Source organism: Corynebacterium sp. L4757, from assembly GCF_043673995.1.
Classification (GTDB): Bacteria; Actinomycetota; Actinomycetes; order Mycobacteriales; family Mycobacteriaceae; genus Corynebacterium.
In genome coordinates this window covers 25705-47288 of the sequence record NZ_JBIMEN010000013.1, presented here as the reverse complement: position 1 = coordinate 47288, position 21584 = coordinate 25705, and the positions used below count along the sequence as shown (strand labels likewise).

At 52.0% G+C, this 21584-nt stretch carries 21 protein-coding genes and 1 tRNA gene; 15 read left to right on the top strand and 7 right to left on the bottom strand.

The genetic code is table 11. The features are described from left to right. Nucleotides 1-247: 247 nt before the first annotated feature. From ACG98I_RS12215 to ACG98I_RS12205, 3 genes are all read left to right on the top strand, one after another. A complete protein-coding gene (locus ACG98I_RS12215) occupies nt 248-1492 on the top strand; it encodes a Fic family protein (RefSeq protein ID WP_394720842.1) in 1245 nt (414 codons plus the stop codon). A 127-nt stretch (nt 1493-1619) separates the two neighbouring features. After that, nucleotides 1620-2888 (top strand): TRIC cation channel family protein, encoded by a 1269-nt coding sequence (locus ACG98I_RS12210; protein ID WP_394720843.1) that lies wholly within the window; start codon nt 1620-1622, stop codon nt 2886-2888. Nucleotides 2889-3021: 133 nt separating this feature from the next. Continuing rightward, nucleotides 3022-3219, top strand: coding sequence for a helix-turn-helix transcriptional regulator (locus ACG98I_RS12205; RefSeq protein WP_394732577.1), 198 nt, complete (start codon nt 3022-3024; stop codon nt 3217-3219). 74 nt (nt 3220-3293) lie between these two features. Here ACG98I_RS12205 and ACG98I_RS12200 read toward each other — a convergent pair whose 3' ends face one another. The 5 genes from ACG98I_RS12200 to ACG98I_RS12180 all read right to left on the bottom strand — a co-directional run bounded on the left by ACG98I_RS12200 (nt 3294) and on the right by ACG98I_RS12180 (nt 8923). Beyond that, nucleotides 3294-4190: a histone deacetylase gene (locus ACG98I_RS12200; protein WP_394720844.1), complete on the bottom strand. Its 897-nt coding sequence runs from the start codon at nt 4188-4190 to the stop codon at nt 3294-3296. Nucleotides 4191-4437: 247 nt separating this feature from the next. After that, nucleotides 4438-6252, bottom strand: coding sequence for a mechanosensitive ion channel family protein (locus ACG98I_RS12195; RefSeq protein ID WP_394720845.1), 1815 nt, complete (start codon nt 6250-6252; stop codon nt 4438-4440). Between the two features lie 41 nt (nt 6253-6293). After that, the gene (locus tag ACG98I_RS12190; RefSeq protein WP_394720846.1) at nt 6294-7157 is read right to left on the bottom strand and encodes a YwiC-like family protein; all 864 of its coding nucleotides are present in this window, start codon (nt 7155-7157) and stop codon (nt 6294-6296) included. A gap of 45 nt (nt 7158-7202) precedes the next feature. Then, nucleotides 7203-7766 carry a nicotinamidase gene (locus ACG98I_RS12185; protein ID WP_394720847.1) on the bottom strand — a complete coding sequence of 188 codons (564 nt, stop codon included), beginning with the start codon at nt 7764-7766 and terminating at the stop codon, nt 7203-7205. Nucleotides 7767-8422: 656 nt separating this feature from the next. Next, complete coding sequence (locus ACG98I_RS12180) at nt 8423-8923, bottom strand: hypothetical protein (protein WP_394732575.1); 501 nt, start codon at nt 8921-8923, stop codon at nt 8423-8425. A 535-nt stretch (nt 8924-9458) separates the two neighbouring features. On the opposite strand from ACG98I_RS12180, the gene ACG98I_RS12175 reads away from it, so the two are divergent. Both ACG98I_RS12175 and ACG98I_RS12170 read left to right on the top strand, forming a co-directional pair. Further along, a tRNA-Ile gene (locus ACG98I_RS12175) sits at nt 9459-9535 on the top strand. Nucleotides 9536-9857: 322 nt separating this feature from the next. Then, complete coding sequence (locus ACG98I_RS12170; protein WP_394720848.1) at nt 9858-10727, top strand: hypothetical protein; 870 nt, start codon at nt 9858-9860, stop codon at nt 10725-10727. A 105-nt stretch (nt 10728-10832) separates the two neighbouring features. On the opposite strand, the gene ACG98I_RS12165 is transcribed toward ACG98I_RS12170, so the two are convergent. Next, nucleotides 10833-11582, bottom strand: a complete 750-nt coding sequence (locus tag ACG98I_RS12165; RefSeq protein ID WP_394720849.1) for an IclR family transcriptional regulator — start codon at nt 11580-11582, stop codon at nt 10833-10835. A 184-nt stretch (nt 11583-11766) separates the two neighbouring features. Here ACG98I_RS12165 and ACG98I_RS12160 point away from each other — a divergent pair, with 184 nt between their 5' ends. From ACG98I_RS12160 to ACG98I_RS12150, 3 genes are read left to right on the top strand one after another with little or no spacing between them, the layout of a single operon-like run. Beyond that, a complete protein-coding gene (locus tag ACG98I_RS12160; RefSeq protein WP_394720850.1) occupies nt 11767-13140 on the top strand; it encodes an NAD(P)-binding domain-containing protein in 1374 nt (457 codons plus the stop codon). Between the two features lie 25 nt (nt 13141-13165). Then, on the top strand, nt 13166-14515 hold the full coding sequence (locus ACG98I_RS12155) for a TRAP transporter large permease subunit (RefSeq protein ID WP_394720851.1): 1350 nt from the start codon (nt 13166-13168) through the stop codon (nt 14513-14515). A 2-nt stretch (nt 14516-14517) separates the two neighbouring features. After that, nucleotides 14518-14769 carry a hypothetical protein gene (locus ACG98I_RS12150; protein WP_394720852.1) on the top strand — a complete coding sequence of 84 codons (252 nt, stop codon included), beginning with the start codon at nt 14518-14520 and terminating at the stop codon, nt 14767-14769. Between the two features lie 67 nt (nt 14770-14836). Here the strand turns inward: ACG98I_RS12150 and ACG98I_RS12145 are convergent, their stop codons facing one another. Further along, nucleotides 14837-15115 carry a hypothetical protein gene (locus ACG98I_RS12145; RefSeq protein WP_394720853.1) on the bottom strand — a complete coding sequence of 93 codons (279 nt, stop codon included), beginning with the start codon at nt 15113-15115 and terminating at the stop codon, nt 14837-14839. Nucleotide 15116: 1 nt separating this feature from the next. Here ACG98I_RS12145 and ACG98I_RS12140 point away from each other — a divergent pair, with 1 nt between their 5' ends. The 7 genes from ACG98I_RS12140 (at nt 15117) to ACG98I_RS12110 (ending at nt 21568) form a co-directional block, all read left to right on the top strand. Then, entirely contained in the window at nt 15117-16046 is a 930-nt protein-coding gene (locus tag ACG98I_RS12140) for an alpha/beta hydrolase (RefSeq protein WP_394720854.1), read from the top strand. Next, on the top strand, nt 16043-17170 hold the full coding sequence (locus ACG98I_RS12135) for a PucR family transcriptional regulator (RefSeq protein WP_394720855.1): 1128 nt from the start codon (nt 16043-16045) through the stop codon (nt 17168-17170). The genes ACG98I_RS12140 and ACG98I_RS12135 overlap by 4 nt, the downstream gene beginning before the upstream one ends. Before the next feature lie 168 nt (nt 17171-17338). Continuing rightward, nucleotides 17339-18007 carry a CoA transferase subunit A gene (locus ACG98I_RS12130; protein WP_394720880.1) on the top strand — a complete coding sequence of 223 codons (669 nt, stop codon included), beginning with the start codon at nt 17339-17341 and terminating at the stop codon, nt 18005-18007. Nucleotides 18008-18009: 2 nt separating this feature from the next. Next, on the top strand, nt 18010-18666 hold the full coding sequence (locus ACG98I_RS12125) for a 3-oxoacid CoA-transferase subunit B (RefSeq protein ID WP_394720856.1): 657 nt from the start codon (nt 18010-18012) through the stop codon (nt 18664-18666). A 1-nt stretch (nt 18667) separates the two neighbouring features. Continuing rightward, nucleotides 18668-19837: a thiolase domain-containing protein gene (locus ACG98I_RS12120; protein ID WP_394720857.1), complete on the top strand. Its 1170-nt coding sequence runs from the start codon at nt 18668-18670 to the stop codon at nt 19835-19837. A 5-nt stretch (nt 19838-19842) separates the two neighbouring features. After that, nucleotides 19843-20058 (top strand): Zn-ribbon domain-containing OB-fold protein, encoded by a 216-nt coding sequence (locus tag ACG98I_RS12115; RefSeq protein WP_394720858.1) that lies wholly within the window; start codon nt 19843-19845, stop codon nt 20056-20058. Nucleotides 20059-20125: 67 nt separating this feature from the next. Further along, the gene (locus tag ACG98I_RS12110; protein WP_394720859.1) at nt 20126-21568 is read left to right on the top strand and encodes a TIGR00366 family protein; all 1443 of its coding nucleotides are present in this window, start codon (nt 20126-20128) and stop codon (nt 21566-21568) included. Nucleotides 21569-21584: the final 16 nt, after the last annotated feature.

The following is a 21584-nucleotide window of genomic DNA, read 5'->3' as shown; positions in this document are numbered from 1 at the left end:
GGTATTGCGGCTACTGAAAACCTTCAGTGCTCAATATTATTAATATATTCGTTATATTCTGATATTAACGGACTGATACTGCGGTCTATTTTGCAAAAATGGGATAAATTGTAAAATAGATTATTATAATTGGTCTCAAATATGCCGATTCCTTTGTTTATCCAGAGTGGATTCCTTTAGGGCGAGATTTTTCTGGGGTTGAAGAGAGCTGTGAACGGCGGAAATGCTTTTGGAATGGGAGAATGTGATGAAGGTGTCGGACTACAAACCTCTTAAAGTTGCCTATCACCGGGCTGGTTCTGACGAGCGTAGCGTCGTTGAATTAGAATTTAAGTCGCGTATAGGTTCTCCTTCAGCGTTGACTTGGAACTATAACGTCAACTCTCAGCCAGTCTTTGTGAATCTAACTAGCGAGCTTTCTGCTTCAATTGAGAAAATCCTTAGGAAAGAACTAGAGATTCAAAGATACTGGGCACGATTGCCTGGTGCAGCCAAAAATAGCTACCTGCACACACTCCTAATTAACGAAATTCTCTCGACCAATGAAATCGAAGGTATCCATTCGACGAGGCAGGAGATTGATGAAGCTATCCAGGCAGCGGAGAAGTCAAGTTCTGTGAGGACGGGGCTTCGGCGTTTTCATGAAATGGCGCAAACCTACTTGCTTTTGTTCGGCGAACTGGAAAGCGAACGCGCACATTTTCCGACTACTTTAAAGGAGCTGCGTTCGTTATACGACAAGCTCTTAGGTGAAGAAATTTCGGAGGATGACCAACTCGACGGTGAATACTTTCGGAAGGGAACTGTCAGCATCACCGATGGCGTGAGACAGATTCATCATGGCGTTACTGGCGAGGAGTTGATACATGCCGGGGTACAGACGATGCTTCATTCTCAGCAGGAATCTAACCACGTGTTAGTGAATGCTTTTGTAGGCCATTTCATTTTGGAGCATATTCATCCATTTTATGACGGCAATGGACGGTTGGGGCGTTTTCTCTTAGGTCTGCGACTTTCTGAGATTCTTTCTGCACCGACGGCAATTTCACTATCGTCAGCAGTGCTGCGTGAAAAAAACAAGTACTACAAAGCATTTAGAACTGCAGAAGATGTGCTTAACCAAAGCGAATTGACCTTCTTTGTGAAGGATATGGCGGATATTCTTCTTGGCGCGATGGAAGAGCTAACGGATACATTGATTGAGAAACTCGATCAGTTGAGTCTCTTGATTTCGAGGATTCAGGAGCTTGGAGTGGAGCTGGACGATGGAGAAACCGGAGTTCTCTTTTTGCTGGGACAAGTTAAGCTGTTCGGCCCACGTCTTGGGATGTCAATGAAAGAACTAAGCGCGGCGCTGGGGAAGTCTACGGGAGCCATTCGGCCACATACCATTACGCTGCGTGACTTGGGGTATATCGAAGAACTCTCGAAACGGCCGTTGGTCTTCGCCCTGACTGAGAAGTCGGAGACTTTCTTTGGCATTTCAGAATAGTTGGCTTGGTGGGATGTGCGATGCTTTGGTCTGGAGAGTCAGGCTTGAGCGGCTTCGTGAACAAATCGTGGCGATAACTCTTTCATAATTGGGGTAGCTCAGCCGAAATGTGTGCATAGTTTATACAATGAAGCGCATGCAAGAGGTTGATCCGCTCATTGATTTGTTATACCGCTGGTCTGATGTCAGCGGTGTATTGCTGATGGGAATCATTGGTGGAACCATCGCCAGACAGCGTGGCTATGACATCATCGGTTTCTTCTACATCGCGCTGTTCTCTTCCCTTGGCGGCGGCATGATTCGTGACGTGCTGATTAATCGGGGCACAGTTGCTGCGATGTCCCAGCCCGAGTATTTGATCCTGGCTTTTTCTGGGGCTTTGATTGCCCGCTTCGTGTACTTCAAAGGAAAGACCTGGGAGATCCTGCAAGCACACGGTGATGCAATTGTTTCTGGGCTGTGGGCCGGCACGGGCACGGTAAAGGCGTTGACGTTTGGCCTGCCAGTGGTGCCCTGCATCATGATGGGTGTCTTTACCGCTACTGGCGGTTCCATGATTCGTGACGTGGTGACTGGTCGTGTGCCCGGTGTCTTTGGTGATAATCAGCCAACGGTTATTCCGGCGATTGCGGCATCAGTCATCGTGTTGACTGCAGATTCCTTCGGCTATCTGGCCGTCGGCATGATTTTGGGCCCGCTAGTCAGTATCTTCTTGTCGCTTTTGGGCTATTGGGGCGGCTGGCGTCTGCGCTCTAATCCTGAGTGGGCGCCGGTTAATGACTCAGCGGCGCAGGTCGCTGAGCTTGCTAAGAAGGCAGAAGATAAAAGCCGTGCGGTAGGGCGCAAGTATGAACCAACCCGGATTCGGTCCTGGCGGCATCGCCAGATGGAGAAAGCTCTGCAGCGGCGTATCGAGTTGGAGGTCAAACGCGGTAAGCGTCGCTCGGCAGCTGAGACGGCGGCAGAAGAATTTCTGGAGACCTTCACCTCCGAATTCGACGGCGTGGAGCCAGGGCAGTCAGATGATCAGATAGAGAATCGCTCTAGTCAGCCGGCGCCAATGCTTCAGGAATCCGAGCGCAAGGCACCAGAGCCGTCACCGGGGTTAGCGGATCGTGTACGTGCGACCACTGCAAAAGGTGAGGCGGGGGATTCTGAGGACTCGCGTGAGGAGAAAGAATCTAGTACCGGTTTCTTTGCCGATATGGGCATGGACTTTTCCGGCGAAGCCTATGAGGACTATGACGAGGAAACCAATACGGACCGCTCAGATAAGGACGCTGAGCGTAAAGATGATGCGCACGGCGAGATGTTGGACATGATTCTTTCCGATGACAAACTCACTGATGAGCTGGTCAACCGTCTGATAGAGAAGTACAAAGAGCGCGAAGACTAAGTCCACAAGCTGCTTGAGGCCTTGAGGAATGAAACTGGCGCCGAAGAAATATAAGCTAAAACTTATGAGCGACGAGATTCAAAGTGAGCTTAAAGCACACGCAATGGAGATTCTCAAAGAGTAGCGCGAGTTCATAGAGAGCCTGATTAAGATTCGTGAAGCAAAAGGGTTATCGCAAGCCGATGTGGGTCAGCTACTTGGCCTTTCTCAAAGTGCGGTACCCCTTTTTGAAAAATACGATTCCAATCCCACGATGGGCTCGATCCGCCGTTATGCAATGGTCGTCGGGGCATCCATCAGCATGGATGCGAAGCCTCGGATTGCGGACTGAGAATTACAGAAAAGTGGCGCTGACCTCCTGGTGGGGAAGTCAGCGCCATTAATTTTTCTCAAGCACTCAGAATCTTAGAAAGGTAGCTTGAGGTCCAGGCCTGGGATGCTGAGGTCGCTGGAGGAGAAGCTGCTCAGGGAAGAAAGGTCCGGGCTTGGCTCGGATGGAGTGGAAGGCTTGGGGGTTTCAGAAGGTTCGTTGTCCTCGGAAGGCTCTTCTGGAGTGGTGGAAGGATCGCTTGGCTCAGGGGTTGGCTCGGTAGATGGTTCCGTCGTCGGATCCTCCGAGGTGGACGGGGTGGTCTCACCGGAGAAGTAGGAATCATAAAGCTCGGTGCGCTCGTCCTGAGTGTCCTCGCCAATTGCGCCACCGGTGGCTTCGGTGGAAGCAACCAGGCTCAGTGCTGGGTGAGCGCCGGAGGTGAAGTGGCCGTTGACGATGCCTAGCAGACCATTGTCGGTCCAGACTGGGGTGCCGTTGAGCAGGCCGGTGTTCACGCCGAAGTCGATGAAGTGGGTGCCGTTAATCTTGCCGGCATAGGTGCCCTGGCCGGAGACAGCAGGGGAGTCGGTGTACTCAGGCTGGCTGAAGTAGACCGTATCGCCAACATTTGGTGCGGTATCAAAACCATTGGTGGAGATGGTGTTGGCTTCAACTTCGACCTCATCAGTCCACTGGATGTAGGCCAGCTGCGCGCCGATTTCGCTTTGGCCGGAGGGATGGAATTCACCCAGGCCATCGATGGGCGCATTGTCCTCGCCGTAGAGGCGGGTTGAGTTCTCGGACTCTGCACAGTGGTCAGAGAAGTAGGAACGGTTGGTGGATGGGTCGTTGAAACTGACGTAGCAATTGCCAACCAGGTCGCCCTGTGCAACTGAAGCGGTCTTTTCCTGTGCGCCAGCGGTGGACACCAGTACGGCGGCAGCTGTGGCAGATACAGCTACCGTAGCCAATGCCTTCTTTAAAGCCATGAAAACTCCTGAAATGAAAAGTGGGGAAGGCCGAACCATGTTTAGCCAAGGGGGCATTTATGGATCGGTTGTATTAAGCAAAATATCAAAGTTTTCTCAGCTGAGAAAGAGGAAATTGTTAACAAAGTGACTAATGTGACCAACGTGGCGTTTAATGTCTGATTTTCAATACATATGATCCCCTTCGGCGTAAGGAAGCGGGTGAGCGTTTTACGCTCACCCGCTGGGGCTTGAGGAAGTATCCGAACTAGGGCAGAAGCTGCTCAATAGGTTCGGGAACCTCTATTGTGTCTGCACCAGACGCAGCGCCGGTATCTTCTGGAACCGCAGTGCCTTGCGCACCGGTGCCCTGCGCACCAGTGTCTTGCGTGCCGGAGTCTTGGGTCGTGCCGTCCTGGTCTTGCTGGTTCTGCTGATTCGGTAGATTAGGCTGCGTTGGTGCCTGGGAGTTCGGGGTGTTCTCCTGCGAAGGATCCGTAGATTCATCGAGCTGTTCCTGATTAGGCTGGATATCTTCCGGTGCGGTCTCCTCCGTAGGGGTTGGCTGCACGGAAGGCTCCGGGGTCTGCGGAGCGACAGATGGTTCTGGAGCAGTGGTCTCCACAGGCTCCTCAGGTTCCGTGGTTTCCGTGCTGGATTCTGCAGAGCGCTCCTGCCAATAGGCAGGGGATAAGAAGCCCGCGGAGCCATTTTCCGGATTGGAGGATGCCAGCGCCAAACTGCCAGTAAAGAGTAGCGCGAGGATAAGACCGGTGGTGGATACGCGGATGCGTCCACCGAAGCTCATGATCTTCTTCCAACGCTGGTCATAAGCGTCAGTGCGCCAGAAGTCACGGCGCTTCTTCTTGCTCTTCTCGCCGTCCGTTTCATTTTCGGGTTCATCGCTAGCGTTTTCTACTGACGTATCTTCTGATAAGTCAGTCGCGTCTAAGGTCGAAGTCTTTGCTGGACGGCCCGGGCCATCATCCTTGGCGGTGGGGGCGAGTTCTTCTTCCTTGCGTTCGTCCTTCTCTGCGGCCTTGGCTGCCTTTTTCGTTTCTTCCGGCGCTGCCGGGGTGACAGGCATTTCCTCAGTGGGGGACTCATCGGCGACGGTCTCCAGCTTTTCGGTGGGGGCATCGGTAAGCAATGGCTTCGGGGCCGGTGCCACCTTGTCCTGGCGGATCTGGTCCAGCTCCGCCAGGGTATCCTGGGTGAGCTCATTCTGTGGGGACTCGAAAGGCGTGCGGAAATGATCCCAAAAGACATTGAGCAACGCCGAGCGAATACCGCGCTCCACTGCCCACTGGCGCGCCGGGTTGACCACGACGAGGATGCGGAAATTGACCTTCCACGGCTGGCCGGCCGCTGTCGGCGCGGTTAAAGACGTGGCGGGCAGGATTTCTAGCTCGCCGGCGACATCATCCACAATGGATGGATCATTGATGGCTGATTGCGCGGTGTCTTCAATGATCTGCTGGATGTGGTCCAGGTTCTCACCGGAGCGCACCGGGACATCGAAGTTGACCACGGCGCGCGACCACTCTTGGGAGAAGTTAGTGACCACGCCCGCCGAGCCATTTGGAATCATGACGACTTCGCCCGAAGGCGTACGAATCTTGGTAGCGCGCAAGGTCAGCGCAACAACGGTGCCCTCAATGGCGGTGGCAGTGCCATCAAAGCTGACATAGTCGCCCACGCCGAATTGGCGCTCCGAAATGATAAAGAAGCCCGACAGGAAGTCACCGATGATGGTCTGCGCGCCGAAACCAATGGCTGCCGATGCAATCGTGGCCGGCACCGCCGCACCCAGCGGCGGCACGCCCAGATTGGATAGCGCGAGCACAACCAGGATGAAATACCCGACGATCTGCAGAACATAAATCAGCGCACCCAAGAGCGCCAAGCGGCCCTTGGTGGATTCTTCTTCCTCATCCAGCCGGCCCTCAATAATGGTGATTGTCAAACGGCCCAAGCGTGGGACCAAAATAGCCATGAGCAACAGGGCAATAAGCGGGATGACATGGTCAACCACCACGCCCCACAGCTGATAGAAGAAATATTCAAAATCTACAAACGCCATAATTGCGACTTTAGGCCGCAAATCTGAAAGGTGAGTGGAAGTTAGCTGCCAAATGCTGCGATGGCTGCGAGAACCACAAAAATGGTGATGACAGCGTCAATTTTGCCTACGGTTTTCGGGTCCGTGCGCTGGTTCTTCTTCTGCGCATTGCGCGGGATGGCATAGGCACGGGCGAGCAAGAGGGCAGCAACGACGGCGACGGGCCAGGTGTGCGGCTGGACGTTGGCCAGAGCGACCGCCGCAACCAGCACCACCCCGTGGAAAATGAGTGATTGTTGGAAGCGCTTCTTATCGCCGAAGTCCCGGATCAGCGACTTAACGTAGTAAATGGAGCCGCCGAAATATGCGGTAAACCATGCGGTGGCCAGCCAGATATCGGCGCTGATGGCCGCGGGCGTGCCGGTGGTGGCTGCCGATACCACCGTGGGCAACATCAGTGATGCCGCCACCACCGTTGACCAGCCCGACAGTAGTGAGCGCTCCCGGCGCTGAACCGCTTCATAGATGGCAATCGCGATAATCGGTACGAAGATCGGCAGCCACGCCACCAGTTGCCACTGGGCAAGCAGCGTAACGATGCCCGCCACCGCCGTAATCCCGCCATACGTCAGCACAGGTGGCAGGTGCTTGCTGCGCCGGCGGCCTTTGAGCCAAATAGTGATGGCGAAGTAGGTGAAATACCCTGCCCACCACGTCAGCGTCAGCGGCAGTGCCGCCCACGATGACGCGAAGATGGCGCCCATAATCGGTGGGACGATCAGCATGACCCACGCGCCATGTTGATTCGGCATCCAGCCCTGCGTGCGCTTGCGCTTCTTCTTTGCCGCCGGTGCTTGCTTACGCGGCTGTTGTTCCTTGCTGCCGCTCACTGAGTCTGGATGGGTAGAAACGCCTGCGCCGGACATGGCAAATGCTCCTGAGGTGGATGACGATATGGATGTTATCTCCAACTATCGTATGATATTCGCGCCCAGTTCCTCAAGCTGTTTGAGAGCATTCTCACCTCGGGTTTCATCAACAGGGGAGCATAATTTCGCAATCACATTCACGGCGAAACCCTCCGTCACCGCATCCTTGGATGTCGCCAATACACAGTGGTCCGTGGCGATACCCACCACATCCACTTCCGTGACGCCATTGCCTTTTAGCCAATCCGCCATCATGGTCTCATCATCTGATGCCGCATGCCCCTCAAACCCTGAATACGCCGCGGTGTACTCACCTTTGCGGAAGAACTCCCGAATCTTTGTGGCATCCAACTCCGGGTGCATCTGCGCCCCATCGGTATCTGCCACACAGTGAACCGGCCACGTATCCACAAAGTCCGGATCTTCAGCAAAGTGCCCCTCCGGATCGATATGCCAATCCTGCGTTGCCACAATCAGGTCATAAGAATGTTCACCGGTAATCAACTCATTGATTCCCCGCGCCACCTCATGCCCACGCTCCGTTCCGAGCGAACCACCCGGGCAGAAATCATTTTGAACATCAACAACAATCAGTGCTTTTGCCATGGCCCCAAGCCTAAACACCTACATGTGATCTGTCTCATCCTTGCTCGAAATGGCTTGGTCTCCACCGCTCGGAGTGGGGTCCATGGATCGGCGTGTGTAGCGATGGGAGCAATCTAAGTGCCACGAACCTGGGAAGACGCGTGGCGTTTAGTCATTGTTACAAAGGTCAATACTCATTAATGAGGCGTTTAAGAAAGCTGAGTATAAGCTATATGGGACCTATTCTTTTCTTAAGGAGTTCCTGTGAAGCTTCGTTCGCTTGCCCTAGCGTTATCCCTCTCCGTAGCTACTGCCGGTATTGCAGTGCCTGCAGTCCAAGCCCAAGAAACTCGGACAATGGCCGAGCAGTATCAACCAGAATTTGGTCTGATTCCCAAGCCGTTTACTACTGGAGGTTTTTCAGAAGAGGCTGCCACGATCCCAATTTCTGGGGTGCCCGCTGGCACAGAATTGACTGTTCTAAATCCAAATTTTAGCGATGACGGAGACAGTGAAAATGGCCTTCTCGTACGCGTTTACAGCAGCACGGAGTTATGGCTCCACGTTTTCCCTCGGAGTGTTAAGGGAACGGCTGCCTCGAACCCGGTAAAATTCTTTGTGTCCTACCCTGATGGTTCAAAGGAAATAGTTGAGCATACGTTCACCGTTTACCCTCTTCAAAAGCTTCTGTACTCGCCACGGATTGATAATCCTTGGGTTGTGGAAGGTCTTGAGTCCAATTTGGAGATTAATGACCTTCCTAAAGGGGCGAAAGTTGAGATCGCTGATGCGCCTGTGGGCTGGGAAGTAAGTGCAGCGGGGGACGTCCTTAAGGTCAATGCTCCTAAGGCTGGCAAGGGAGACGTGGTTGTTTTTGTAACCTTCGCCGATGGAAGTAGTACTGTAACAGGATTTGAAATCTCTGTTGAACCGAAACCTATTGTCGAGCCCGAGCCAACTGTCGAGCCTGAACCAACCGTCGAGCCCGAGCCAACTGTCGAGCCTGAACCAACGGTGGAACCTGAACCAACCGTCGAGCCTGAACCAACCGTCGAGCCTGAACCAACGGTGGAACCTGAACCGACCGTCGAGCCTGAACCGACCGTCGAGCCGAAACCGGACGCTAAGCCTGCTAAGGAATCTTCAACTAGTTCAAGTTCTTCCTCTGACGTTAAGATTATCGCCCTGATCCTAGGATTACTGGGGCTCGGCGGAGCTGCAGCATTCTTCTATAATTTTGTACCGGTGAAGAGTGGTGGAGGAGTTAAGTTCATTCCTCGTTAGAAGGGATGGGAATGCTCCTCGAAAGTTGGGCTAATGAGTGAAATGCCAACTTCGGGGAGCTTTCTGCGTGAACTTAAAGTTCGTTGCCAGTGGTTCAGTTCGGTCAACTACGAGATGATGCAGTAATTCGGGGTTGTAATGAGCGCACCCTGCGGCGCCTAAACATCCAGGAACTTTGTTTCGTCGAGTTTTTGGGGCATATGTTAAGTATCCAATTTTGCACTTTGCCTCATTCTTGCGGCCATTTTCGAATGAATCGTCCGCAATTAGGCTCAGCTTGAATATCAATAATTATTAGTACATTCGTCATGTTGGGAGATTCTGGACTCCTAAGTGCGAGCCTTATTTAATGTCTAAAACTCGCACCTATATAATGATTTAGGCGTGTTAGTGGACTGGGGTTTAACCTAGGTCCTGCTGCAGCGTGATGGGGCTATAGCTCAGTCGGTTAGAGCCGCGGACTCATAATCCGCTGGTCGCGGGTTCGAGCCCCGCTGGCCCCACCAATGTGAATTGCCTGGTTACTTCGGGTTTTTAATTGACAAATTCTGCGCCCAGACTACCTGAAACTGTCCTTTTACGGGGCAGCTACGGGTTAGTTTGGGCAAGATTGGCCGACTCTAGTACTTAGCAAAATGAACTAATTACAAGGCACTTCTAGTGTTCTAGGGGTCGAACTGCTCCCCGAAAGTTTGGGAATCTGGTAGTGCTGACAAGGAATGCTTCTTTGGATTAAACTTAAAGGTCAAAATGCGCTGTGATGCCGGCGCTTGGATTACCCTACCGTTCTGGTTGCTGCAAGGGTTCCGAGGTTCTGATTGAGGAAAGATGGACTTGACCCCAAATTTTGATCATGTGTTTGCTCGCATTAGCAATGCAAAAAGACACCGAGAAGCGATGTATCAGATTCATGAAGATTATCGAGTGAAGTATCCGGTCGAGCAATTTCATGAAGTCAGTAGGAGGGGAGCGCAGCTATTTGCTAAGGCAACTCACCCATATCCCTATGAAATGTCGATTAAGTTTGGAGAGTGGGCAAACGGTTTACGAGCCGCGCTGGACAGTTTGCTATATGAAATTGCAGTTTTTGACACGGGACAGAGACCACCGACTCGTGTGGGAGACCGTGCATTCCCAATATTTACCGATGAGGATAAGTTTAACAATCACAAATCCTTAAAAGGGTTGCATCCGTGGACTTTGGAGAGACTGCGAGTTTGCCAGCCCTTCAAATCGCCAACGGGGATGACAGGAAATGCGCTCTATTGGCTGCATGAACTTGCGAAAGTTGACCGACATAGGCATCTATTTGATGTCGAAATGATCGTTCTTGGGATTGATATTGAGATTCCAGCGGAGTTGGCGCAATACACATCATCTGAGTTTATAACCACCTGCGATGAGCAGCTGGCTTTCATTTATAAGGATAAGCCATTGAAGTTGGCAGAAATCGCTTTTCACACCCCTATCCCAAACAATCTTCGAAGTGGTATCGATGTTTCATACTCCGTTGGATTTGATGTTCCTGGATGGATGTTGAATGTGCATCCGGGGTATAGATGGCGGTTTGACTATCGGATGAACTCTGTTGAAGAGATCGTGGAAAAGCTGACGGAGATGTTTGCGCGGGAGATCAAGAGTCGCCCCGCTTCTAGAGGAACGATATCGTTTATTGACGGTCAATGGGTTCCAGATTAATGAGGCCGGGCTTCGCAGGTATATCTCATTTGATGTCTTCGGTGAAGAGCTGCCCATGTTGGGATAGTGGACTGCCGAATTTCGCCTGCTTGGATTTCCTGTTGTTTAGAACATCTGAGTGCTGATCCGCCGTGCGGCTTGAAGGACAGTTGGCTGGTGTTGAAGGATATCCTCGGCGTTGGTGAGGCCGTCGTGGCCGGTGATGTTGATTGAAGCAATGACTTCATCCTCGCCATTGCGGATGGGCGCGGTTAGGCTGACTGTGCCCTGGCTGCGTTCTGAGGCACTGACAAAGATTCCTGTCTCTTGGATCTGTGCGATGTCAGCTCGGAGCTTATCGGCCGTTTGAACGTTCTTATCCGCGAGGGGCATCGGGTCGCTGGCATTGATGATGCGCTCTTGATCCTCGGGAGATTTGTGGGCGAGTAAGATTTTGCCGCCGCCGAGGGTGAGCGACAGGATTTGGCCGATGGGAAACTCATATCCCAGCGCATTGGGGGCTTCGATGCGCGAAATGAGGATGCGCTGATCGCCAGAAGGCACGAACACTGATGAAGTCAGTGACGTCACGGAAGTCAGCTCCCGCAGGATAGGCGGAGAGATGAGGGCCAAGCGATCTTGTAATAAGAATGCGTGGGCGTGGGGGAGAACCTGCGGGCCCAAGGTGTAACCGGTCGGCGCTTGCTTGAGGTAGAGACGGCGCTCAAGTGTGCCCAAAATGCGTTTGGTGGTCGCGATATGCAATCCGGTGGCTTTGGAAATCTGCGTGAGGGTAAGCGGATCGGTTGAAGAAGAGACACATTCGATGACATCGAGCGCTCGTTCAAGCGTTCGACCCTGATTGCTTTCAGCCAACTTCTTTACCTCTCTTAGTCCCGGTGATTGGTTCCAGTATCTTCCACAACCCTGTGCGAAACAAGTTATCACCTCGTGAGAAAAATTTCTTGAAACACAATTGACATTCTGTGCGCCTTGGGTCACAATTTCTTCTAATCACTTCACAGAGTGATACAAAATATCATCTAGTGATAGAGGAGTTATGAAGGTAGCAATTCTAGGTCTGGGCGAAGCCGGCAAAATGTACGCTGCAGCTTTCGCCGAGCAAAGCAATGATGTTCGTGGATTCGACGTTCGCGAGGTCGAAGCGCCGAACGGTGTGACTATCGCGGCATCGGTAAGCGAGGCGGTAGACGGCGCGGATTTGATCATCAGCTTGGTCGCGGCACGTGCATCCGTCATCGTCGCCGAAGAAGCACGCGGCAGTGCCAAGACGGGGGCGGTGTACATCGACCTCAACTCGGCATCGCCAAGCAAAAAGCTCGAAGTCGCGGAAGCTCTCGGCACGGATATCAAGATGGTTGATGGGGCTGTTATCGGTTCCGTTATGCGCTACGGCGCCGAGGTTCACATGCTGCTTTCGGGCGAGCATGCCGATGCCGCCGTGGCGGCGATGCAGGTTATCGGCGCTGATGCGGAGTCTATTGGTGGCAAGATTGGTGATGCATCCCAGCGAAAGCTGCTGCGCAGCGTATTCATGAAGGGCCTGGGCGCGCTGATTACCGAGTCCATGCGCGCTGGCGAAGAGACCGGCGAAGTTGAATGGATGCGCAAGCAGATTGCTGACGCCATCGTGGATGGTGAAGCGGCGCTCGACAGGCTTTACGATGGCACCAAGCAACATGCCACCCGCCGCTCCTTTGAGCTTAAGGATAGCCTGGCGCAGCTGCAAGAACATGCTGGTGCAGCACTGAACTGGCCTGTGACCCGTGGTGCTTTGGACCTGCATTTGCACTGGGCGCGCGAGGGGCAGAAAGACCTGTCAGCTGAGCTGGCGAAGATACCGACCGCAGCGATTGGTGACGGCGGCGACCGCCTCGGACTGGTGGATAATGCCATCAAACCAATGTGGCCTTCGGCGCCATTGGCAGGAAAAGCCTTCACCATTCATACCCGCGAAGGCGATAACCAGGCGCTACACCGCGCATTGAAAGAAGTGACGCCCGGCGACATCCTCGTGATTTCCGGCAGTGGCTTCACCGAACGTGCATTGATGGGCGAATTAATCGCACAACGAGCACAAAACGCAGGCATCATTGGAATGATTATTGATGGCGCAGTGCGTGATGTTGATGAGCTGCAGAAACTGGGATTCCCAGTCTGGGCACGTGCGGTATCGCCGGCAGGTCCTTACAAGACCGGTCCGGGCAGGCTCGGCGTCGATATCGCAATCGGCGGAGTTGTTTGCCGCCACCGCGATTACATCGTGGCCGATGTCGATGGCGTGGTTGTTGTTCCAGCTGAAAGTGCGGAACAAGTGCTGGCCGCAGGCCAGGCTGTTGTGGCTGATGAAGCGCAACGACGAGAAAAGATTCAACAAGAAGCAGCCGAACTTAAAGCCCAACAAGTCACCTAAAAATTAAAGAAAGGAGGAAGAAGACATGCCTATTGCATTGATCGCACTGGTCGTATTCATTGCTGTCATCGTTGTGTGGAATGTGGTGTTCAAACGCAACATGGCAGAAGCGATGCTCATCGGCTTCTTGTCCACTCTCCTCTTCGCCGGTGCACAGGCGCCCGAGTACGTAGCTTCGGGTGTTTCGAATGCCATCGAAAATGAAGTCCTCTTCGCCGCCACAGCTTTCGTCTTTATGACCTACTTTGTGCAGCAAACCGGCGTGATGGACAAACTCATCGCAATCTTGAGTTCCGCTCTAGGGCGACTTCCTGGTGGGCCAGCCCTGGTAGATACCGTTGCTTCGGGCGCCATGGGCGCTTTGGCCGGCGGTTCCAATACTGGTAACGCAGCAGCCAGTGGTTCGATTACGGGACCGTGGATGGTGCGAACGGGTTGGACCAAGCACCGTGCTGCAACCGTCATCGCCGGCAACGCTGGTCTAGGTGCGGCTCTTCCACCAAGTGCTTCGATGGTCATCATGATTGGCTTCGCCGGCACGATGGTGACGACCAGCCAGGTTTACCTCGCACTGCTGGTTGCTGGTACCTACCAGGTGGTCTACCGAATCTTCCTCACCATGTGGTTTGTCTACCGTGACGGTATCAAAGCAGAAACTGGGGCGGAACACGTTCCGTTGAAGACAACAATGAAGCAGGGCTGGCCATCGACGCTCATCTTCTTCGGTGCGGTAATCCCTATCTTCTTGACCGTCGGTCCACTGGCTAATGCTCTTGAAAACTCTCCAGTCGGGGAAGCGATGGGGGATATCTCCCTGATTATGTGGATTCCGGTCCTCATCATCTTCATCAGCGCAATAGTGGCTTGGAAGAATCTACCTAAGTCACCTAAGGCCTGGTGGAAGTTCATGGAAGGCGGCATCTCGCATTTCTACACCATCGGCTCAATCTTATTCTTCGCCATTTTGGCCAGTGAGATTCTCGCGCAGCTCGGTCTGGACCGTGACGTTAACATGGTGCTGGAAAGCCTCAACCTTCCGCAGTGGCTGCTGGTTACCCTTGTTGGCCTGCTGGTTGTTGCCGTTGCCGGTCCACTGTCCTCATCTGCAACGCTGAGTGCTGTTGGTCAGGTGTCATTGTTTGCCATGGTCGGCGCAGGTGTCGAACCAATCCTCGCGCTCATCGCCATCCTGGTCTTCGCATCTACTGAAGGTGCATCACCTCCGGCTTCGGGCTCCATCTTCGTTGCTTGTGGTATTACCGGCGCCAAACCGGAAAAGACGTTCATCCCACTGGTGGTTTACTACGTTGTTCCATTCTTCATCCTTGGTGTTCTCATCGCCCTGGGTATTATTCCCGTACCGACTGGAGGCTAATCATGAAACAGTCAATTAACCGCGCAAGCACAGTACTCTTTGCTCTGGCAATGATCCTCTTTCTCATCTTGGGCTTCATTATTGTCTTCGGGCAAGCCCTGGGGCTGATTATCCAAAGCGGTGACATAGTCAGCGGCGCCTACAACACATTCGCGCAGCCTTCAATCGCCCTAGCGATTACCGCCAGCCTCTTCGGCTTCATCGCATTCAATACCGCTGAAAAGAAGCCAGTGCTCGAAGAAGACGAAGACTAGCTCACGGAACTTTGCAAAACTGGCGGAGTCTTCGTCAAAGTCTTGTGGTGAACCCGTTTGGAGTCAGTTACCCTTCGATTTTTGGAGAAATCAACATTTGCTGGCTGAGCATCAAGAGGTAATTGCCACACGAAGAAAAGGGTTCGGTGCGAGTGGAGAGCCCTAGGTCTTTCACCCAATAAGGCCCATTTCCATTGAATATATTTAACGGCTCAATACCGTAATGCGCTACCAACACCGAAATTTTGATGGTAGCGCATTCAAACTTTGTAATTCCCCTAGAAAAGTCGAACGATGCTGGCAGACTAAAGGTATTAATGGAAATATCGACGTGAGGAATTGCCACAATGAGATATGTTCACCCAGAAGCACAGGCGTTTTTAGATGCAACTAGCCAAGCGGTACCTCTTGATCTATTGAGTCCTGATGAGAACTGGGCAAATCAATTGAAGGGAAGCGCAGATTGGGGCGCTAAGATTAAGTTGGCTTCGGTTCCTGATACTACAATTGCCGGTGTTGAAGTGCGCGTTTATGTTCCAATTGATGTGGAGTTAGAACCTGGATCTACAGCTGGTCCAGCGTTTATATACTTCCATGGCGGTGGTTGGGTGCTGGGTGACTTAGATACGAATGATTCAACTGTGCGTGATATTGCAGATGGTACGGGGATGATTTGTATCAGTGTTCATTACCGTCGTGCGCCGGAGAATCCGTTCCCCGCGCCACTCGAGGATTGCCTAGCGGTAGTCGACGAAGTGTTAGCGGGAGAATCTGGCCTGCAGATAGACCCGAACTTGGTCGCGATTGGTGGCGACAGTGCCGGCGGAAATATTGCAGCGGAGATTGCGCAAGAGCGACGTGAACAGATTGTGCATCAGGTACTCATTTATCCGGTCCTGAATTTGTCGACTTTTGATACCGCATCGCACGATGAATTTGCCGATGGATATTTTCTGACCAGGCGTCGGCTGACATATTTCTATGATTCTTACGCGGGCGGGCACGATAGAAGCAATGTGAGGATGTCGCCCGGATTGAATGATCAGCTTACGGGTCTCCCGCCCGCAACAATCATTACCGCGGAATGTGACCCACTGGTGAGCGAAGTGAGTGATTACGCAGAACGCATGCTGAAGGCCGGAAACACGGTCAGCGCAATCGAGTTCAAAGGACAAGTACATCCGTTTCTGCAAATGGGTGGAGCGATATCGGATGCGCAAGTGGCGCGAAGAATGATAAGCGCAGAGCTACGCCACGCATTGAAGGAAAAGAAGTGAAAGGGCGCGAGCTCGAAGCGATTATCGGAGAGCTTGAATCGGCGCTTCCGCGACTCCAAGCAGAAACCGTTGCAGAAATTCTGGATCAACTTGATTCCTACGTTGACGTCACCGATGAAGCACTGCAGGCGTCCATTAGTCGCAATCTCAAGATGGCAGTCGAATTCCTTAAAGCTGACAAAGTTCCTACACCCGAAGATGTTGATGGGGCGGCGATCACGACGACAGAGCGGTTCCATAGTGGTGTCGCTGTTGACCAAGTGATTCTGGCATTTCGAATGTCCTTCTCAAAGATCCACGAGCTCTTCATTGACTTGGCCCTAAAGCGTCTAGAAAAGGAAGACTTGATTAGGGGATCTACGGTCCTGTCGGGAGTGAGCGATGCGTTCACCATCCGCTCTGTCAGCACTTTTAACAATCTTCAAATCCAGTCAGCAGTGGCTGATGCATCCCGGCGAGCAGCGGCGTTAAGGACATTGCTCTCTGGAAAGTCCCTAAATATCGAAGAGAAGAAAATACTGTCAATCAACTCAAGTGAGCATTACGCAGCGATGCGAGCGATTGTCCCGGATGGCCTGAATCCCGAAACCGTTAGGGCGAATTTGGAGAAGACCGGCAGTAAACCGGGCGCGAAAGCGATCGTGGTCATTGAAGACCAACAACGCTGTGTGGGATTGGTGGCGGTCAAGCCGCAACCACAGGGAGAGACAGTTATTGGAATTGGGCCGTTTTTATCAATCGTTGAAAGTCCCATTTCAAACCTGATTGCTACTCAATCGGCTAGATTGGCATTGAGGCTGGGGAGAACTGGTCTGCAGGGGATTACTGAGCTGAATTGGCGTCTTGTCGCAACTCAGGATGAGTTTGTAGATGCACTCTTCCGGCAGAGATTTTTAGAACCGATTGAGTCTAAGAGTGAGTTCTCGGAAGAACTCATTGATACAATTCGCGCTTGGATGCTCAATGGCCGAGTGGTGTCTCGCACCGCAGAAGTAATGCACGTGCATCAGAACTCAGTTCGATATCGGTTGAATAGATTTAGCGAGTTAACAGGGTTTGATCCTGACAATATCGACGATCTTATTGGCTTGGCGTGGGTGCTCGAGATTCCGAAGCCCTTGTAGAAAACTACAAAAATTCAACAGATTAAATTGTAGGAATTATCCTAGATTACCTTCTTGTGAAAACGTAACCTAAAGCACAGTAAGAAATTGATTTACTGGAAGGTGCGTAAATTGCGCAAGGTTACGGATAACTTTGAAGAACTCTTGAGAGAGAAGCTCTTCGATGGAATGACCATTGCCGTCGGAGGTTTCGGTGTTGCAGGTACCCCCAGCACACTGATCGAAATGGTTAGAGACTCTGGCGTCAAGGACCTGACCATTGTGTCCAATAATATGGGTATCGATGGTGTTGGGCTCGGAAGACTCTTGGAGAATGGTCAAGTCTCAAAGGTACTTGCGAGCTATATCGGAGAGAACAAGCTCTTCATGGAGCAGTATCTTTCTGGGAAAATTGAAGTTGAGTTTGTTCCACAAGGAACTCTGGCTGAGCGAATTCGCTCAGGAGGGTCCGGCATTGGTGGTTTCTACACACAAACCGCAGTTGGCACTGAGCTTGCTGAAGGCAAGCCGACTCGTGAGATTAATGGCAAGACTTATGTGCTTGAAACCGCGATTGAATCAGACGTAGCGCTTGTGAAAGCCCACAAGTCAGATGTCGAGGGAAATCTACGTTTCCGTCTCGCGGCACGTAATTTCAATCCATTGGTTGCACAAAACGGGAAGACGACTTTTGTCGAAGCGGAATCAATTCTGCCGCGGGGTGAATTGGGGCCAGATGATTTCCACACACCAGGTGTATTCGTTCATTACATCACTCAATCTGTGGTCCCTTCCGAAATTGAGAAAGTAGTCAACCGGCCATACCCCGTTCCAGCACACGAAATACAGGAGGCGTAACAATGAGTTGGACTAGAGATGAAATGGCTGCAATTGCCGCCGCGGAGCTAAAAGATGGTGACTACATCAACCTGGGCATCGGAATCCCAACGCTCATTGCGAGCAACCTTCCTGAAGGCGTGGATGTCAATATCCAAAGCGAGAACGGCATCCTCGGGATGGGGCCTTATCCCTATCCACTAGAAGAAGACCCAGACTTGATCAACGCTGGTAAGCAGACCATTACCTTACGCCAGGGTGCAGTTGTCTTCGATTCGGCAACATCTTTCGCCATGATTCGTGCAGGCAAGATGAAAGCGTCCTTCCTAGGAGCCATGGAAGTCTCAGCTACCGGGGACTTAGCGAATTGGACGATTCCAGGAAAGCTCGTTAAAGGCATGGGTGGCGCAATGGATCTTGTTGCGGGTGCTCGGCGCGTTGTCATTCTGACTGATCACACATCTAAACATGGCGATCCGAAAATCGTTCAGGAGTGTTCACTTCCGTTAACGGGCGCGGGTGTAGTCGACCGAATTATTACTGACTTAGCAGTATTCGACATTGTGGACCACAAACTCGTATTGCGTCAGATCGCACCCGATGTAACTGAAGACGAAGTGCGACAGAAGACTGGAGCGAGCTTTACCGTAGACATCGATTCAACGATTTCAGGAGCATAGAATGAGTGTCATAGTAGCTGGCATCGGCGAAACTCCGATGGGCAAATATCCAGACCGAAGCTTGCACGAAATGATCAAGCAAGCAGGCAATGCGGCGATTGATGAATCAGGCGTTGACCGTGAACTGATCACTGCAGCATATATCGGCAATTTCAATGGACAACAGCTATCCGGTCAAGGCCATTTCGGTCCGCTGGCAATGGAGGCCCTTGAGCTTTCTCATGTGCCTGCACTGAGGGTTGAAGGCGCATGTGCATCTGGAGGACTTGCGCTTCTTCAAGGTATTGAAGCGATCCGTTCTGGTCGCCATTCTGCCGTGTTGGTTGGCGGTGTAGAAAAGATGACCCACCAGTCCACTGCAAATGTTACTCATGCTTTGACAGCCGCGATGGACATTGAATTTGAAGCGAATACTGGTCTGACTTTCCCCGGTAGCTTCGCGCTCATCGCGCACCGCTACTTCCATGAGTATCGAAACGTGCAAAAAGAAATGGCGCAAGCTGCAGTTAATGCGCATGACAACGCATTACTCAACCCGAACGCGCAGCTTCAAAAGAAAATTGATGTAGAAAAAGTGCTTAATGCACCCCGTATTGCCGATCCTCTTGGTCTTTTTGATTGTTCGCTCGTGACAGATGGTGCTGCATTTATCGTGCTGATATCGGAAGAACTAGCAGCGGAAATCGGAAACCCAAACGGGCATCGTCAGGTGAGGATTGTTGGTTCAGGTCACGGCGGAGACGCTCTGACGTTGTATGGAAAGAACTCAATGACGTCATTTGGCTCCACGCTGCGTGCTAGCAAGCAGGCATATGCTCAGGCCAATCTGAGCCCAGAAGATATTGATCTTGCTGAAGTGCATGATTGCTTCACGATTACCCAAATTATTAATACGGAGGATTTGGGATTCTTCGAAAAGGGGAAAGGAGCTGATGCAGTTGCGGATGGCGTGACCGCATTGGACGGTGCAATGCCAATCAACACCTCCGGTGGGCTGAAAGCAAAGGGACACCCGATTGGTGCAACTGGAATCAGTCAGGCGATTGAGATCATCACCCAAATTCGCGGGGAAGCAGGTGAGCGTCAGATCAAGAAAGCAGACACAGGCATTACCCACAACCTCGGCGGAACTGCAGGAACCTGCGTCATCAACATCTTCGAAGGAGCATAACTGAAATGAATGGCGAGATAGTTTCATACACCATCATTCGAACCCCACCAACGGGGTTCGACGGCGCACCCTATTGTGTAGCCATCGTGGACACTGATTCTAAACGCGTGACTGCACGCGTAGCTGGGTACCAGGACGGCCAGCAAATCCAAGTAGGGGATAAGGTCGTATCTCTTTCAGAAGCAGATGAGTACGGCGCAACTTTCAGCTTTATCAACTAATATCATTCCCTTTCTCAAAGCAACCTGGTTCGTGAACCGTGGTGACTTTTAACCTTAGGAGTTTCACATGAGCTCTCCCTCGACAACACAGAAGCATGATGCCAGCAAGCAGACATTCTTGGACCGTTATCTCAGCTGGTTTACTCGCTGGATGCCAGAGTCTTTTGTTATTTGTCTAGCACTGACTGTCCTGGTCGGAATTTTTGCCTATTTTGCTACCGATGCTCCGGTCTGGAGTTCCGATACAGAAACCACGAGTGTTGTCAGCGCTTGGGCTGACGGTTTCTGGAGCTTACTCGCGTTTACAATGCAGATGACAGTGCTGCTCGCTACAGGTAGTGCGGTGGCTTCCTCACCACCCGCTCAGAGGGTTCTAACCCGTATCGCGCGTATCCCGAATAATCGCGTTCAAGCAATTCTTCTCGGGTCAATTTCTGCTGCATTACTTGGATACCTTCACTGGGGACTTGGAATGATGGCGGCCATCGTGTTGGGTAAGGAAATTCTTGCCCAGTCACGGAGAAAGGGCTACGACTTGCATCCGCCGGTGATGATTGCGGCGCTATTCATGGCGTTCCTCCCCTCCTCGGCCGGAATATCGGGAGCAGCGGTCCTATATTCTGCGACTCCAAATTATCTGCGGGATATGGTTCCCGATGAGTATAAAGAGCGAGTGCCCGAGACAGTCGGATTGACTGAGACGGTGTTACGCTGGGACTTCGTACTTCTTCTGGTTATTTGTAGCGTAGTTACAATCAGCTTTGCTTTGTTCATGCACCCGAAGAACAAAGACAAGATTGAAACCATTTCTGATGAGTTTCTGGCTGAAATTGAGGCGGGTAGTCAAAAAGTATCCATTCCTCGTGAAACCCCAGCTGAAAAGGCAAACGCCAGCCGTTGGATTATGTATTTCGTCGGCGGAATTGGTTTGTTGTACAGCATCTACAACCTGATAAGCAACGGCGTCACTGGTTTGAACCTGGACAGCTTCAACTTCCTCTTCTTGACACTGGGCATGGTATTGACGGCCAATTATGGCCCTGAGTACTACGGCAGACTTATCCGCGATGGAATTCAGGGAACCTGGGGATTCATCCTTCAGTTCCCGTTCTACGCAGGCATCTTCGGAATTATCTCTCTCACTGGGTTGGGAACTGTGATTTCGGGGTTCTTCACGTCGATTTCTACGGCGACCACCTGGCCAGTTATTGCCTTCATCTACTCCGGAATTCTGAACATCGCCGTTCCATCAGGTGGCTCCAAGTTTGTCATCGAAGCTCCATATATCATCCCGACAACGGTGGACCTCGGTGCTGATATGGGACTTGTACTGCAGGCATATCAGATGGGTGACGGCGTCACGAACCTGCTGATTCCGTTCTTCGCCCTGCCGTACCTGGCCAATTTCAAGATTAAGTTCAGTTCGGTGGTCGGATATACCGTTCCACCGGTGCTGGTGACTTTCGTAATCACCTGCATCTACATGTACGTCCGTGCGTCAATGGGCTAATTTCAGAATCCAATTC